Genomic DNA, 15932 nt, shown 5'->3' with positions numbered 1-15932 from the left:
AACAAAATGCTAAAGTAAAATAATACCTTTCCAAACCAATGCGGCTATTGAAAATGTCCCAAACCATCTGCTTGAATATGATTGTCAAAAACGAAGCGGCAATCATCGAAGAAACACTGGCCAACATCACCGACCACATCAAACTTGACTACTATGTCATCAGCGACACCGGCTCGACCGATGATACCGCCGGCGTGATCTGCCGCTTTTTCGATGCAAAGGGCATCGCAGGCGAGATTCATCATGATGGTTGGCAAAATTTTGCATACAACCGCAATCAGGCTTTGAAACACGCAAAAGACAAAACCGATTACGTGTTGATTTTTGATGCGGACGACCGCTTTGAAGGCAAATTGGAATTGCCCGAGCTGACCGCCGACCGTTACCGCCTCCGCATGAGAAATGCCATGGGCGGCGTGGTTTATTACCGTCCGCTGTTGTTGCGCAATGACGGTACATTCTACTGGCGCGGCGTCTTGCACGAGTTTATCGAAACCGACAAACAAGATACCAGCGAAGCCACGCTTCATGGCGACTATACGGTCCTCAGCGGCCGTTTCGGCGCACGCAGCAATATGGCGAACAAATACCTGCTTGACGCCGTTTCTTTGGAAAAAGCGTTTTACAGTCCTGAAGATGAAGACCTGAAACCGCGTTACGCCTTTTATGCGGCGCGTTCTTATTGGGATTCTGATATGCCCGAGCGTGCGAGCGAATGGTTTAAAAAACGCATCGAGTTGGGCGGTTGGATCGAGGAAGTGACGGTTTCTTACCAACAGCTGGGCGAGTGCTATAAATTAATGGGCAAACGTGATGAAGCCCTGGCGACTTGGTTGGCAGGCTACGATTACAATCCGCGCCGTGCCGAGTGTCTCTACCTTGCGCAAACCATGCTGCGTCAGGAAGGGAAATACCGCATTTCCCATGCAATAGGACTGATGGCGAAACGCATTCCGTTCCCAACAGACGATATTCTTTTTGTCCAAAACAATGTTTATCAGTTGGACATCGACTATGAATTGTCGGTTACCGCCTATGCGGCCGGCGATTTGCGTCAAGGCTATGAGTCTTGCAGACACTTGCTCTTGCTTAATGTACGCGAGGCATTGACCACGGTAACCATGCAAAATATGTGGCTCTACCGCGAACACGCGCAAACCGAAACGCGTGAAGTATTGGAGCAGCTGGTGGCCGTAATGCAGCCTTATGCCGCGCAGGGCGGACGTTTGGCAGAAGTGACCGAATATTTCGCCGATATTTTGAAAAACCGTTAATCAGGACTTTGACTCAGCCGTCAGGCCGTCTGAAAGGAAATTTTTTGAGCAAGCGCAATCTGTTTTCCGTCGATAAATCTTTGGAACAGCCCGAACGCGTCCTCTTGGTCGGCGTAATGCTGACGGCGGACTATTCCGGCGCAAACGAAACGCGCGAGCGCGGCTTTCAGACGGCCTTGACTGAAGCGGCAGAATTGGTGGGCGCGGCCGGCGGCGATTTGGTTTCTATCGAAACTTCACGCCGCGACAAACCGCATCCGGCTTTGTTTGTCGGTACGGGCAAGGCGGAAGAGTTGGCGGCAGTGGTCAAGCAGCATGATGTCGGGCTGGTCGTGTTCAACCACGAACTTACGCCGACACAAGAGCGTAATCTGGAAAAAGAGCTTCAATGCCGCGTCCTCGACAGAGTGGGTTTGATTTTGGCGATTTTCGCCAAACGCGCCCAGTCTCAGGAAGGTAAGTTGCAGGTGGAATTGGCCCAGCTGAACCATTTGAGCGGACGGCTGGTACGCGGTTATGGACATTTGCAAAGTCAGAAGGGCGGCATCGGCTTGAAAGGGCCGGGCGAAACCCAGCTGGAAACTGACCGCCGCTTAATCGGACAAAAAATCACGGCATTGAAAAAACAGCTTGCCGATGTCCGCAAACAACGCGCCACGCGCCGCAAATCGCGTATGAGCGGCCGTCTGAAAACCTTTGCCATTGTCGGCTATACCAACGCCGGAAAATCCAGCCTGTTTAACCGTTTGACCAAAGCGGACGTATTGGCGAAAGACCAGTTGTTCGCCACTTTGGATACCACTGCGCGTCGGCTTTTCCTGTCGCACGAGGCGAGCGTGATTTTGACCGATACCGTCGGCTTCGTCCGTGATTTGCCGCACAAGCTGGTGTCGGCGTTTTCCGCTACTTTGGAAGAGACGGCAATGGCGGATGTGCTACTGCACGTTGTTGATGCGTCCAATCCCGATTTTGAACGGCAGATGGACGATGTCAACGAAGTCTTGGAAGAAATCGGCGCGCATGAAATTCCGCAATTGGTGGTATACAACAAAATCGATTTGCTGCCGTCGGGTATGCGTGAAGCAGGCATTTTGCGCGACAACTCCGGGCACGCCGTCGGCGTGAATGTTTCCGTCGCCGAAAGTTTGGGCTTGGACGGTTTGCGCGAAGCGATGATTGAATTGGCCGTACAGCCAAGTGCTTGATAGTATGGAATGAAACGAGGCCGTCTGAATGTTCAGACGGCCTTACCGTAAAATTCTAAATCCGAGGATTATGCCGACAGAGGGCTTTTCTTTTTGAACACGCTTTCGTAAAGCATCCAAGCGGCGAGGCTCAGGTATACGGTGCTGGACAAAATGCCGATAACGGCGAAGATAGGCATAAGGCGATCAATCATGGTGAGGTTTCCCAATAAGTTAGTTTTATAAGTAAATGTGTGTTTTGTATTTCCGTCTTCGCGGAATGGTTAAAGTATGCTGCTTAAATGGACTGAGGTCAATAAAAAACATATTTGAATTTTTAAAAAAGTTCCATTTTTACATTAAAATAATTGGAAGTTTTTAAAGATAAACGGTATTTATATGTTACCGTTCATCATTTGATAAACGGTCAATACTTTGTTTTCCATATTTTTTATAAAATTCGACAGTCTATTAATTCAAAAGTAAATGAAATGAGGCGGGAAAACGCTTTTTGCTAAAATGTAACACCCTGAAACGATTGTTTCAGGCCGTCTGAAAAATAAATCGAACACATTATGACATCTTCCACACATCCCCAAAAAAACTGCTTTCATTGCGGACTTGAAGTCCCGGAGCATCTGCATCTGACGGTTCGTTTTGAAGACGAAGAACACGAAACCTGTTGCGCCGGTTGCCAAGCGGTGGCGCAGAGTATCATCGATGCAGGTTTGGGCAATTATTACAAACAGCGTACTGCAGACGCGGAAAAATCCGAATTGCCGCCGCCGGAAGTGTTGTCGCAATTAAAGCTATATGATTTGCCCGAAGTGCAGGCTGATTTTGTCGAGGTCGGCGCAGGGGATGAGCGCGAGGCGGTGTTGATGCTGGGCGGCATTACCTGCGCCGCGTGTGTGTGGCTGATTGAGCAGCAGTTGTTGCGCATGAAGGGCGTGGTGCGCGTGGATTTGAATTACAGCACCCACCGTTGCCGCGTGGTATGGGACGGCGCCCACATCGAATTGTCGGACATTTTGCTGAAAATCCGCCAAACCGGTTATACCGCCGCGCCTTATGATGCGCAAAAAATCGAAGCGCAGGCGCAGAAGGAACGCAAACAGTTTATCGTCAGATTGGCCGTGGCCGGTCTGGGTATGATGCAGACGATGATGTTTGCCCTGCCGACTTATTTTTACGGTGGCGACATCGAGCCGCTTTATTTGGAAATCCTGCATTGGGGCGGCTTTTTGATGGTGTTGCCCGTTGTGTTTTACAGCGCGTTGCCGTTTTACCGCGGTGCCTGGCGCGACTGGAAAAACCGCCGTGTCGGCATGGATACGCCGATTGCCATTGCCATTGTGATGACCTTTATCGCCGGTATTTACAGCTTGGCCACCAACGCGGGGCAGGGCATGTATTTTGAATCCATCGCCATGCTGCTGTTTTTCCTGTTGGGCGGGCGTTTTATGGAACAGATTGCCCGACGCAAAGCAGGCGATGCGGCGGAGCGGTTGGTCAAACTGGTTCCGGCATTCTGCCACCGTTTGCCGTCTTATCCTGAAAGCGATGCCATCGAGGAAGCCGCAGTCGTCCGCCTCAATATTGGCGATACGATTGTTGTGAAACCCGGCGAAGTCATTCCGGTGGACGGTACGGTTTTATCCGGCGAGAGCGAAGTTAACGAAGCCATGTTGACCGGCGAAAGCCTGCCCATCGTGAAAAGGCCGTCTGAAAAAGTAACCGCCGGTACACTCAACACCAGCAGCCCTTTAATCATCCGCACCGATCATACCGGCGGCAACACGCGCTTGTCCCATATCGTTAAACTGCTCGACCGTGCGCTGGCGCAAAAACCGCGTGCCGCCGAGTTGGCCGAAAAATACGCGTCCAGTTTCGTGTTTGGCGAACTTTTGCTTGCGATTCCTGTTTTTATCGGCTGGGCATGGTATGCCGACGCGCACACTGCTTTGTGGATTACCGTTGCCCTGCTGGTCATTACCTGCCCGTGTGCCTTGTCGCTTGCCACGCCGACCGCGCTGGCCGCTTCTACCGGTGCGCTTGCCAAAGACGGCATTCTTATCAGCGGCAAACAAAGCCTGGAAACGCTTGCCCAAATTGACGACGTCGTGTTCGATAAAACCGGTACGCTGACCAAAGGGCAGCTTTCCGTCAGCCGTATGTTGTCCGCGGGCCGTCTGAACGAAGTCCAAGCCCTTGCTATCGCCCAAGCATTGGAACAGCAATCCGAACACCCCATCGCCCGTGCCATTTTGAACCATACGCTTTCAGACGGCCCTGTATCCGCGCTTGATGTGAAAGTACAGCAACGGGTCAACCGTATCGGACACGGCGTCAGCGCGCAAATCGAATTTGATGGCGAAACCCAAGTTTGGGCTTTGGGCAAAGCGGCGTTTGTTTCGGAAATTGCCGGTCATCTGCCCGAAGCATTTGCCCATATCGACCACACAGGCGGCATTATTTTCTTGGGCAATCAAAGCGGTTTTCAGACGGCCTTTTTGCTGGAAGACCAAATCAAAGACAGCGCCGCTGAAATGTTGCAAAACCTGAAACAGCACGGCATCCGTCTGCACCTTTTAAGCGGCGACCGTCAGGCTGCCGTAGCACAAGTCGCACAAGAGCTGGGTTTGGATGCTTATTGCGCCGAAGCCACGCCTGAAGACAAGCTGGCTTATGTGGAAAATCTGCAAAAACAAGGACGTAAAGTCATGATGATCGGCGACGGTATCAACGATGCCCCCGTCCTTGCCCAAGCCGACGTATCGGCCGCCGTGGCCACTAGTGCCGATGTGGCGCGAGACGGTGCGGATGTGGTTTTGCTCAATGATGATTTGAACGTTTTGCCCGTAATGATGGAACAGGCACGCCGCACCCATCAAATCATCCGCCAAAACCTGACTTGGGCGAGCGCATACAATCTGGTTGCCGTTCCGCTGGCCGTATTTGGTTACGTTACCCCGTGGATCGCCGCGCTCGGCATGAGTTTCAGCTCGCTGCTGGTGTTGGGCAATGCCTTGAGATTGTTGAAAACCAAAAAGGCCGTCTGAAAACGGCAAATCCATTGCTTAAATGAAAGAATACGCCATGCCTAAAGCCACTTTTTATACACACGTCGCCCAACCGGCCGCCTTTGCCTGCCGCCTGATTGCGCGCGCCATACGCGATGGCGGGCAGATTTTGGTGTGGTCGGATTCTTCTGCGGCAGTGCAGCAACTAGACGTTGATTTATGGCAGCAGATTCCCGAAAGCTTTATTCCGCATGAAGTCTGGCTGCCTACCGACCCCATGCCGTCTGAAACGCCGGTATTGCTTGCGTTTGGAAACGCATTGCCGAATATTCCGCAAGATTGCATGGTTTTGAACCTGTCTGCCGATTTTTGGAGCCAAGCCCCGGCCATTCCAAACCGTATCCTTGAAATTGTAGGCAACAGCTTGGAAGATTTAGCCGAAGCCCGAGACCGTTTCCGAGCTTATCGTCAGAGTGGATTTGAGATTGAGCATTTTTCGAGAGAAGGGAAGGATTGAGTATTGAAACAGCAAAGTTTTAATATAAAAGGCCGTCTGAAACAATAAAGTTTCAGACGGCCTTTTTAATAGGCTGGAATTAGTTACCTAAGTCGAATGCTTTATGCAGAACGCGGGTAGCGAGTTCCATGTATTTCTCGTCAATCAAGACGGAAACTTTGATTTCTGAGGTGGAAATCATTTGGATGTTGATGCCTTCTTCGGCGAGGGTGCGGAAGATTTTGGCGGCAACGCCGACGTGTGAACGCATGCCCAAGCCGACTGCGGAGACTTTGCACACGGTGTCGTCGCCGTCGATGGCGGCTGCGCCGATGCTGTCTTGCAGTTTGGTCAGGATTTCGATGGTTTGTTTGTACTCGCCGCGCGGTACGGTGAAGGAGAAATCAGTGGTGCCTTCGCTGCCGACATTTTGGATGATCATATCGACTTCGATGTTGGCATCGGCAACCGCGCCTAAAATTTGGTAGGCGACGCCGGGTTTGTCGGGTACGCCGCGCACGTTGATGCGGGCTTGGTTTTTATCGAATGCGATACCGGTTACGGCAGCTCTTTCCATGTTGTCGTCCTCTTCAAAGGTAATCAGGGTGCCGTTGCCGCCATCTTGCAGGCTGCTGAGTACGCGCAGGCGCACTTTGTATTTTCCGGCGAATTCTACGGAGCGGATTTGTAAAACTTTTGAACCGAGGCTGGCCAGTTCGATCATTTCTTCAAAAGTGATCGTGTCCATGCGGCGCGCTTCGGGTACGACGCGCGGGTCGGTGGTGTAAACGCCGTCCACGTCGGTGTAAATTTGGCATTCGTCGGCTTTGAGGGCTGCGGCGATGGCAACGGCGGAGGTGTCCGAACCGCCGCGGCCTAGGGTTGAGATATTGCCTTCGCTGCTGATGCCTTGGAAACCGGCTACGATAACGACTTTTCCGGCGGCCAAATCGGCACGCATTTTCTCGTTGTCGATGTTTTCGATGCGGGCTTTGGTGTGGGAAGTGTCGGTTTGGAGGGCGACTTGCCAGCCGGTGTAGCTCTTGGCGTCAACGCCGATGTCTTTCAGGGCCATGGCCAGCAGGCCGATGGTCACTTGTTCGCCGGTGGCAAGGACGACGTCGAGTTCGCGCGGATCGGGATGTTCTTGCATTTCGTGCGCCAGTGCGACCAGTCGGTTGGTTTCTCCGCTCATGGCGGATACGACGACTACGATGTCGTGTCCTTCGGCGCGGGCTTTGGCGACACGTTTGGCTACGTTTTTGATGCGTTCGGGCGAGCCTACTGATGTGCCGCCGTATTTATGTACGATTAACGCCATGTTTCGTGCTTTCTTGTGGGGGTTGTCGGGCAGCTTGGTTTGCTGGAAAAAGGGTTATTATTACTATTTTTTACATGGAATTCAAGGATGGAACGCGCTTTTTTGAGTAAATGCGCATAAAAGGATTTTGTTGAAAAAGGCCGTCTGAAAGTTTTCAGACGGCCTTGCTGATTATCGGGCTAAAAGGGCTGCCTGCTGGTGTTGAACCAATTCGGCAATGCCTTTATGTGCGAGGGCAATGAGTTTGCCCAATTCTTCGATGCTAAACGGTGCGCCTTCGGCTGTACCTTGGATTTCGATGATTTTGCCGGATGCTGTCATGATGATGTTAACGTCGCTGTCGCAGCCTGAATCTTCGGGATAGTCCAAGTCCAAAAGCGGTACACCGCCCACCACGCCGGCGGAAACGGCGGCAACGGCTTCTCGGATGGGGTTTTCGCTGATAAGGCCGTCTGAAAGGAGTTTGTCTACGGCGATTTGCAGGGCAACGTAGGCGCCGGTAATGGAAGCGGTACGCGTGCCGCCGTCGGCTTGGATAACGTCGCAGTCAATTAGGATTTGGCGTTCGCCGAGTTTTTCCAGGTCGACGACGGCGCGCAGCGAGCGGCCGATTAGGCGTTGGATTTCTTGTGTGCGGCCGGACTGTTTGCCTGCGGCGGCTTCACGGCGCATACGGGAGGCGGTGGAGGCCGGCAACATGCCGTATTCGGCCGTTACCCAGCCTTGTTCTTTACAGCGCAGAAAAGGGGGAACGTTTTCATCGATGGAGGCAGTGCAAATCACTTTGGTGTTGCCACACTCAATAAGGCAGGAGCCGTCGGCGTGTGGCAGGAAATTGGGGGTGATTTTAATGTTGCGCAGGCTGTCGGCGGCTCGGCCGGTGCGGGTGTAGTCGCTCATGATGGTCCTTTGGGGAGAATAAAAAACAGGTTGCCTTGAATTATAGAGGAATTTGGCACCAAAGGCCGTCTGAAAATCGTCGGTCGGGTGTGTTATAGTGTCCATACTTTCACTCGTATTTGGAAACGGAGTAAAACCATGGCTACAAGACGAACTATTCAAATCCACAGCATGACCGGCTTTGCCAATGCCGCAGGCGAATGCGGCGGCAAGCGGATTAATTTGGAAATCCGCGCGGTCAACCATCGTTATTTGGATGTCCAATTCCGTATGCCGGAAGAGCTGCGCTATTTGGAAGGCGCATTACGCGAACAGATTGCCGCGGCTGTGGCACGCGGTAAATTGGAGTGCCGTGTTCAGCTGCAAGATGCGGCTTCTGGTGGACAGACTTTGGAAGTCAATCAGGATTTGGTCGCACAGCTGGCGCATTTAAACAAAGAATGGCGTAAGGAACACAATTTCGGCAAGCTGAGCGTGGCCGACGTTTTGCGTTTCCCCGGCGTTTTGGCAGGTCAGAGCGAAGACTCCGAGGCCTTGGCGAAAGGTGTTAAAGATTTATTGACCGACGCGTTGAAAGAGTTCACAGCCGCCCGCAAACGTGAAGGCAAAAAACTGGGCGAACATTTGCTGCAACGTCTGACCGCTATGGAAGAGATTGTGGATGCTTTGAACGAGCTGTTCCCAAGCCTGCTGCAAGCGCATATGGATAAAGTCAAAGCCCGTTTGGCGGAAGCCGTCGGCAACATCGACAATGACCGCCTGCAACAGGAATTTGCTTTGTTTATTCAGAAATCTGATGTGGATGAAGAATTCAGCCGTTTGCGCACCCATATCGCAGAAGTGCGCCGCATTGTTACCGAAGGCAAGGGCAGCGCAGGCAAACGCTTAGACTTCTTGATGCAAGAGTTGAATCGTGAAGCTAATACCTTGGGCAGCAAAGCCATCGCCGCCGAATGTACGCAAGCATCGGTAGAACTGAAAGTCTTGATCGAACAAATGCGCGAACAGGTTCAAAATATCGAATAAATCGATCATGAACGGATAGGATAAGGCCGTCTGAAAAGGTTTCAGACGGCCTTTGTGTTGATATTGGGTGGAATCGGTGTGGTGTGTTTTTAAACATTATTGGATGGCGGATTTCCTGTTTCGTTACTGTAATTGCACACAAGAGTTAACATGTGTTAAATTATGATAATTACTGTCATGATAAAAACATACACAGGAGAAAAATAATGAACTTTCTGACCGCTATCAGTCGGCAAATGACCCGCTTCACCGCCCTGATTATCGTCCTTGCCTCCATCATCGCCTTTATCGAACCTGCCACTTTTTCGTGGGTGAAAGGCGATACGCAAGTTGTCGTACTCGGCATTATCATGCTCAGTATGGGCATGACTTTAGGCAAAGAGGATTATCAAATTTTGGCGCAACGTCCGCTCGACATTTTCATCGGCGCCATCGCCCAATACACCATCATGCCGCTGCTCGCCATCGGCATTGCCAAAGCCTTTGACCTTTCGCCCGGATTGACGCTGGGTTTGGTTTTGGTCGGTACTTGTCCGGGCGGTGTTTCGTCCAATATCATGAGTTTTTTGGCTAAAGGCGATGTTGCCTTTTCGGTTGGCATGACGACTGTTTCTACCGTCCTCGCTCCTGTGATGACGCCATTGTGGATGACTTATCTTGTTGGTTAAACCGTCGAAATGGACGGCTGGGGTATGTTCAAGTTTATGTTGCTCGTTACCCTGCTGCCTGTCGTTATCGGCTCTGCCGCCAATATCTTGCTGCATAAAAAACATTGGTTTGAAGACGTACGCGCGATTATGCCTGCCGTTGCCGTTGTCGCGTTTGCCTGCATTGTCGGCGGCGTTGCTGCCGTTCACGGACACCGCTTTGCTGAATCCGCTTTCGTGATGGTACTCGCCATCGCTGCCCACAACATCGGCGGCTATATTCTTGGCTATTACAGCGGCGCGCTGACCGGCATGAATACCGCCAAAAAACGCACCCTTGCCATCGAAGTCGGCGTACAAAACGCCGGACTTGCCACCGGTTTGAGCGCTAAATTCTTCCCTGGTAATGCCGAGTCTGCCGTTGCCGCCGCCGTTGCCTGCGTTTGGCACTCTGTATCGGGAACGGTTTTGGGCAATTTGTTTGCATGGTGGGACAAGCGTAAGCAATAAGCCGGTAAATATTGCCAAATAACAAAAGGCCGTCTGAAAACAGAATATGGTTTCTTGTTTTCAGACGGCCTTGTAGGTTGTCAGGACAGGCAAACACGCGCAAAATCGCTTTGCTTTTTAGAGATGGACATTATGCTTGCAGATTCGTTTTTTTATTATCTGGTATTGGTCGGCTTTGCCGCCGGGCTGATGGATGCGGCCGTTGGCGGAGGCGGGCTGTTGCAGATTCCCGGATTGTTCAACCTATTGCCAAACGCTACGCCTGTGGCCTCGGTGATGGGTGTCAATAAATTTGCTTCCTGCTGCGGCACTTTGACTGCGACAGGGCAATATCTGCGCCGAATCCCCGTGCCGTGGAAAATGCTGCTGCCTGCCGCGGCGTTGGCATTTGCCGCTTCATATTTGGGCGCGAAAACGGTGGTGTATTTCCCCGTGCAATACATGAAACCGGCGATGCTGGTCATCATGATTGCCATGTGTCTGTACACTTTTTTGAAAAAAGACTTGGGGCAGACAGTGCGCACTGAAAAGCTGACACGCCGCGAAACCTTATGGGGCTTATTTTTCGGCGCGTTAATCGGGTTTTACGACGGCGTGTTCGGGCCGGGAACGGGCAGCCTACTGGCTTTTGTGTTCGTCCGCTTTTACGGCTACGATTTTTTAGCGGCGAACGCCTCGGCAAAGGTCATCAATTCGACTACCAATCTTGCCGCGCTGGCGTTTTTTATCCCGCAAGGCCATGTCGTGTGGGCATGGGCGATACCGTTGGCCGTGGCGAATTTATGCGGCGGCGTGGTCGGCGCACGGTTGGCGATACGTGGCGGAACCCGTTTCCTGCGTTACGGATTCATGCTGCTGCTGTGCCTGACAATTGGAAAATTCGCTTGGGATTTATTGAGTTGATGCCAAGCTGAAAAGGCCGTCTGAAATTTTCAGACGGCCTTTGGATTTTACAGCTTCACCGAATGCTCGCGCGTTTCATGGAACACGATGTCCGGCCAGCGTTCTTGCGTGAGTCCCAAATTCACGCGGTTGGGGGCGAGGTAGGCGAGATTGCCGCCTGCGTCGATGGCGAGATTGCCTGCATTGGCTTTTTCAAACTCCGCCAGTTTTTTCTTGTCTTCGCACGATACCCAGCGCGCCGACCAGATGGATGCGCTGTCAAACACGGCTTCCACGCCGTATTCGTTGGAGAGGCGCGAGGTAACGACTTCAAACTGCAACACGCCGACCGCGCCCAAAATCAAATCCGCTCCGCTCATCGGTTTGAACACCTGAACCGCGCCTTCTTCGCCGAGTTGTTGCAAACCTTTTTGCAGTTGCTTGATTTTAAGCGGGTTTTTGATGCGGACGCTGCGGAACAGTTCGGGCGCGAAGAAGGGGATGCCGGTGAACGCCAGTTGTTCGCCTTCAGAAAAGCTGTCGCCGATTTGGATGTTGCCGTGGTTCGGGATGCCGATGATGTCGCCCGCGTAGGCTTCTTCCACTAGCTCGCGGTCGTGCGACATGAATGTAACCACGCTGGAAGCGGCGATTTCGCGGTTGATACGCAGGTGTTTCATCTTCATGCCGCGCTCGAATTTGCCGGAGCAGACGCGCAAAAAGGCGATGCGGTCGCGGTGTTTCGGATCCATATTGGCTTGGATTTTAAAGATAAATCCGGAGAACTTCGGCTCGTCCGGCTCGACCATGCGCACGGTCGCGTCGCGCGGTTTCGGCGCGGGCGCCCAGTCAATCAATGAATTGAGGATTTCCTGAATACCGAAGTTGTTAATCGCCGAACCGAAGAACACGGGCGTGAGTTCGCCGGCGAGAAATTCGTCGAGATTGAACTCGTTGGAAGCCGCCTGCACCAATTCGATTTCGTCGCGCAACTGCTGGATTTCCAGAGGAAAGCGTTGTTCCAATTCGGGATTATTGATGCCTTTGATGATGTCGAACTCGTGCGGCAGACGTTCGCCGCCTGCGTCGAAGAGATAGATTTCATCGTTCAGGATGTGGTACACGCCCTTGAAGTTTTTGCCCATGCCGATAGGCCAAGTAACGGGCGCGCAGCGGATTTTTAAAATATTTTCCACTTCGTCCAGCAATTCCAAAGAATCGCGCACTTCGCGGTCGTATTTGTTCATGAAGGTAACAATCGGCGTATTGCGCAGGCGGCAGACGTTCAAGAGTTTGATGGTTTGCGCTTCCACACCTTTTGCCGCGTCAATCACCATCAAGGCACTGTCGACGGCGGTCAAAACGCGGTAGGTGTCTTCGGAGAAGTCTTGGTGTCCCGGCGTGTCCAAGAGGTTGACGGTGTGGTCTTTGTAGTCGAACTGCATCACTGACGAAGCGACGGAAATGCCGCGCTGCTTCTCGATTTCCATCCAGTCGGAAGTGGCGAATTTGCCGGTTTTCTTGCCTTTTACCGTACCCGCGCTCTGAATCGCACCTGAAAACAGCAAGAGCTTTTCGGTCAGCGTGGTTTTACCCGCGTCGGGGTGGGAGATGATGGCAAACGTGCGGCGGCGGCGCACTTGGTCGAGGATTTCTTGGGACATGGCTTTCTTTGCAAAAAGTTTCAGGCCGTTTTTTCAGACGGCCTGAAGGATATGGGTGTTGGAAAACAGGCTAAAATAAGGGCGTGTGCAACACGCCCTGCAATAGATTGAAAGATGCGGAATTGTACAAAAAAATGCTTGATAATTCAATGTTTGCACCAAAACAAAGGCCGTCTGAAAAGTTTCAGACGGCCTTTGTTTATGAATCGATGATTAAATATCCATCGGTTTCCATTCCGCGCCTTTTACCGGCGGCAGCCATGATTGCGTATTTAGGTCCTTTTACAGTTATTACGTTGTCATTGTTAGTGAGTTCAACACCAGCAGGCAACACGATAACTTTATTACCAATACGTGACATGTTTATTTTCTCCTGTTAGATTGTCAGGCCACAAGGGCCAGTTTTCACAGGGGGGCATTCGGATTAGAGCAAACCTAGTTTCTTTCGAAAAGCTTTGACAAATTCCTGATATTCTGTCAATACATCAATAACCGCAGGACTATAACCAATTTCACATAAAAGAGATACAAGGTCATCTTTTGACAATTCAGCCAAAGCGTCTTCTGCAACAATAAGTTTTTCATTCAATTCAGTAGCTTTCATCTTTTTCTCCTAAACTAATTTACTCTCTATTTAGCTGACCGCTGGAGGCAAAGCCCCACAAGGTGTCGGGGAGGCTGTAATGGTCGGCACGCGTTGGGTCGAGTTGCGTTTCGATTTCATCTTCGCGGCCTTCACGGATTTGTGTGGCGATGTGCGGATTAATCATCACGGTTTTGCCCAATGCGATAAATTCTGCCCAGCCGGTTTCATAGGCGGCCAAAATTTGATCGGCGGTAAACAGGTTGCCCACGCCGATAAGCGGCAGTTTGCCATTGATACGGTCGTGGATAAACTGTATACGGGTTTGCGCCGTATCGCCGCCGCGTCGGATTTTTTTGTCGAACTCCCACAAGGAAACGTGCAGGTATTGTAGCGGCTTCTGTATCAGCGCGTCAATCAGTGCGCCGGTTTCGGTCATGGTCAGCCCGTCTTCGCCTGCTTCTTCGGGCGAGAAGCGGTAGCCGATGATGAAGTCGTTGCGCTGGTGTTTTTCACGGACGGCAACCACGGCATCGATAACGGCCAGCGGGAAGCGCATTCTGTTTTCCAAGCTGCCGCCCCATTGGTCGTTGCGGCGGTTGCTTTGGGCTGAGTAAAACTGTTGGATTAAATAGCCGTTCGCGCCGTGGATTTCCACGCCGTCAAAACCGGCACGAAGCGCCAAATCGGCGGCTTGCGCATAAGAGGCGATGAGTGCTTCGACTTCTTCTGCGGTCGCTTCACGTGCGTGTTCGGCTTCGTTGGCGGAAGCGCTGATTTTATCGAGACCGTCCAAAAGGTCATCCATGGCTTTGGAACCGCCGTGATGAATTTGTAAAATTGCTTTTGCGCCTTGCTGTTGCAGGATTTGTGCGGTTTCTTTCAGGCTGTCGAGGCAGTGTTTGCCTGTGGCTTCAGGTTGGCCGTGAAAGGCTTTGCCGTCTTTTTGAACCAAAGTGGCGGCAGTGATAAACAAGCCCATATCGCCTGCGCGGTTGCTGAGGAAGGTGCGCTCTTGGTCGCTGATCAAACCGTCGGCTTGTGAGCCGAAATGGGTCATGGGGGCAACGGCAAGGCGGTTTTTGATGGTTACGCCGTTATTGAGGGTGTATGTTTGAAAGAGTGGGGCGTATTTTGGATTCATGAGATTTTGCTCTTGATAAGTGAATGGTTGGCAGAGAATTGGGCTATTCGGGAAATTATCAAGTAAACAGGCCGTCTGAAAGGTTTCAGACGGCCTGTTTATTCTTTAAGCCTTAGGATTAAAGATTAGGGTTAACAATGATTTTTACTGCGGATTCGTTGTTGTGGATCAAGCGCTCGAAGCCTTCGGAAATCAATTCGTCCAGTTTGATGCGCTGGGTGATGAAAGGCTCAAGGTTGATTTTGCCTTCTTCAACCAATTTGATGGTTTCGGCGTGGTCGTTGCAGTAGGCGATGGTGCCGCGCACGTCCAGCTCTTTCATCACAACGCTGTGGACGTTGATGGTGGCGGGGTGGCTCCAAATGGATACGATGACCAAATTGGCGGCAGGTTTGCAGGCGGCCACCAAAGTATCCAACACTTTGTTGACGCTGGTGCATTCGAATGCCACGTCCACGCCTTCGCCGTTGGTCAGTTTTTTCACTTCTTCGACGACATCGACTTCGGACGGATCGAGGATGTAGTCGGCAACGCCGGATTCGCGCGCTTTGTCTTTACGTGCTTTGCTCAATTCGGTGATGATGACTTTGATGCCTTTGGCTTTCAATACGGCAGCCAACAGCAAACCGATTGGGCCTGCGCCGCCTACCAAGGCCACGTCGCCTTCTTTCGCACCACTGCGTACATAAGCATGGTGGCCGACAGACAGAGGCTCAATCAAAGCAGCTTGGTCCAATGGGATTTTGTCGGAAATAGGGTGTACCCAACGGCGTTTGACGGCAATTTTTTCAGACAAGCCGCCACCGCAGCCGCCCAAGCCGATGAAGTTCATGTCTTTGGAGAGGTGGTAGTTGCTGCCTTCGCCGGTCGGTACGTCATCGCGGATGATGTAGGGTTCGACCACAACGTGTTGGCCGACTTTGATGTCGTCCACGCCTTCGCCTACGGCATAAACTACGCCGGAGAACTCGTGACCCATGGTAACTGGCGCAGACTCGCCGGAGATTGGGTGTGGATGGCCGCAAGGCGGAATGAAAATCGGGCCTTCCATGAATTCGTGCAGGTCGGTACCGCAGATACCGCACCAAGCAACATTAATGCCGACAGTACCCGGAGCTACGGTTGGCTCTGGAATGTCTTCGATGCGGATGTCGCCTTTGTTGTAAAAACGTGCTGCTTTCATTGTAACGCTCCTTTTTTAAATGGAGGCCGTCTGAAAAGACGGTCAATTGGGGAAAGGGTAGCAGTGAGGTGTGTGAACTATTTTTATTTGTCCGT

General features: G+C 51.8%; 14 protein-coding genes and 1 pseudogene. 7 read left to right on the top strand and 8 right to left on the bottom strand.

Features of this window, described 5'->3' with window-relative positions; all coding sequences use genetic code 11:
• The first annotated feature begins 53 nt into the window (after positions 1-53).
• Entirely contained in the window at positions 54-1274 is a 1221-nt protein-coding gene (locus ACTHSQ_RS05810; RefSeq protein WP_440371379.1) for a glycosyltransferase, read from the top strand.
• A gap of 44 nt (positions 1275-1318) precedes the next feature.
• Positions 1319-2479: a GTPase HflX gene (gene hflX, locus ACTHSQ_RS05805; protein WP_440371380.1), complete on the top strand. Its 1161-nt coding sequence runs from the start codon at positions 1319-1321 to the stop codon at positions 2477-2479.
• Positions 2480-2547: 68 nt separating this feature from the next.
• Here the strand turns inward: hflX and ACTHSQ_RS05800 are convergent, their stop codons facing one another.
• Complete coding sequence (locus ACTHSQ_RS05800) at positions 2548-2673, bottom strand: hypothetical protein (protein ID WP_003678791.1); 126 nt, start codon at positions 2671-2673, stop codon at positions 2548-2550.
• A gap of 360 nt (positions 2674-3033) precedes the next feature.
• Between ACTHSQ_RS05800 and ACTHSQ_RS05795 the strand changes: the two genes are divergently transcribed.
• Together ACTHSQ_RS05795 and ACTHSQ_RS05790 are read left to right on the top strand one after the other, a co-directional pair.
• A complete protein-coding gene (locus ACTHSQ_RS05795) occupies positions 3034-5520 on the top strand; it encodes a heavy metal translocating P-type ATPase (RefSeq protein ID WP_440371381.1) in 2487 nt (828 codons plus the stop codon).
• A gap of 37 nt (positions 5521-5557) precedes the next feature.
• Positions 5558-5998 (top strand): DNA polymerase III subunit chi, encoded by a 441-nt coding sequence (locus ACTHSQ_RS05790; protein ID WP_440371382.1) that lies wholly within the window; start codon positions 5558-5560, stop codon positions 5996-5998.
• A 79-nt stretch (positions 5999-6077) separates the two neighbouring features.
• On the opposite strand, the gene ACTHSQ_RS05785 is transcribed toward ACTHSQ_RS05790, so the two are convergent.
• Together ACTHSQ_RS05785 and rph are read right to left on the bottom strand one after the other, a co-directional pair.
• Positions 6078-7298, bottom strand: a complete 1221-nt coding sequence (locus ACTHSQ_RS05785; protein ID WP_440371383.1) for an aspartate kinase — start codon at positions 7296-7298, stop codon at positions 6078-6080.
• 171 nt (positions 7299-7469) lie between these two features.
• The gene (gene rph / locus ACTHSQ_RS05780; RefSeq protein WP_440371384.1) at positions 7470-8198 is read right to left on the bottom strand and encodes a ribonuclease PH; all 729 of its coding nucleotides are present in this window, start codon (positions 8196-8198) and stop codon (positions 7470-7472) included.
• 138 nt (positions 8199-8336) lie between these two features.
• Here rph and ACTHSQ_RS05775 point away from each other — a divergent pair, with 138 nt between their 5' ends.
• The 3 genes and pseudogenes from ACTHSQ_RS05775 to ACTHSQ_RS05765 all read left to right on the top strand — a co-directional run bounded on the left by ACTHSQ_RS05775 (position 8337) and on the right by ACTHSQ_RS05765 (position 11284).
• Positions 8337-9224 carry a YicC/YloC family endoribonuclease gene (locus ACTHSQ_RS05775; protein ID WP_003686158.1) on the top strand — a complete coding sequence of 296 codons (888 nt, stop codon included), beginning with the start codon at positions 8337-8339 and terminating at the stop codon, positions 9222-9224.
• 206 nt (positions 9225-9430) lie between these two features.
• A pseudogene (locus tag ACTHSQ_RS05770) lies at positions 9431-10381 on the top strand (bile acid:sodium symporter family protein).
• 132 nt (positions 10382-10513) lie between these two features.
• A complete protein-coding gene (locus ACTHSQ_RS05765) occupies positions 10514-11284 on the top strand; it encodes a sulfite exporter TauE/SafE family protein (RefSeq protein ID WP_440371385.1) in 771 nt (256 codons plus the stop codon).
• A gap of 47 nt (positions 11285-11331) precedes the next feature.
• On the opposite strand, the gene ACTHSQ_RS05760 is transcribed toward ACTHSQ_RS05765, so the two are convergent.
• The 5 genes from ACTHSQ_RS05760 to ACTHSQ_RS05740 all read right to left on the bottom strand — a co-directional run bounded on the left by ACTHSQ_RS05760 (position 11332) and on the right by ACTHSQ_RS05740 (position 15837).
• Positions 11332-12927 carry a peptide chain release factor 3 gene (locus ACTHSQ_RS05760; protein ID WP_440371386.1) on the bottom strand — a complete coding sequence of 532 codons (1596 nt, stop codon included), beginning with the start codon at positions 12925-12927 and terminating at the stop codon, positions 11332-11334.
• Between the two features lie 199 nt (positions 12928-13126).
• The gene (locus ACTHSQ_RS05755) at positions 13127-13288 is read right to left on the bottom strand and encodes a hypothetical protein (protein ID WP_224783524.1); all 162 of its coding nucleotides are present in this window, start codon (positions 13286-13288) and stop codon (positions 13127-13129) included.
• A 63-nt stretch (positions 13289-13351) separates the two neighbouring features.
• Positions 13352-13531, bottom strand: coding sequence for a hypothetical protein (locus tag ACTHSQ_RS05750; protein WP_440371387.1), 180 nt, complete (start codon positions 13529-13531; stop codon positions 13352-13354).
• A gap of 19 nt (positions 13532-13550) precedes the next feature.
• Positions 13551-14654, bottom strand: a complete 1104-nt coding sequence (locus tag ACTHSQ_RS05745; RefSeq protein WP_440371388.1) for an NADH-dependent flavin oxidoreductase — start codon at positions 14652-14654, stop codon at positions 13551-13553.
• A 118-nt stretch (positions 14655-14772) separates the two neighbouring features.
• Positions 14773-15837 (bottom strand): 2,3-butanediol dehydrogenase, encoded by a 1065-nt coding sequence (locus ACTHSQ_RS05740; RefSeq protein WP_070632139.1) that lies wholly within the window; start codon positions 15835-15837, stop codon positions 14773-14775.
• Positions 15838-15932: the final 95 nt, after the last annotated feature.

This window comes from Neisseria sp. P0009.S008, from assembly GCF_051958615.1.
GTDB lineage: Bacteria > Pseudomonadota > Gammaproteobacteria > Burkholderiales > Neisseriaceae > Neisseria > Neisseria subflava.
Note: the sequence above shows the minus strand (reverse complement) of the source record. Positions and strands in the feature narration are given on the sequence as shown.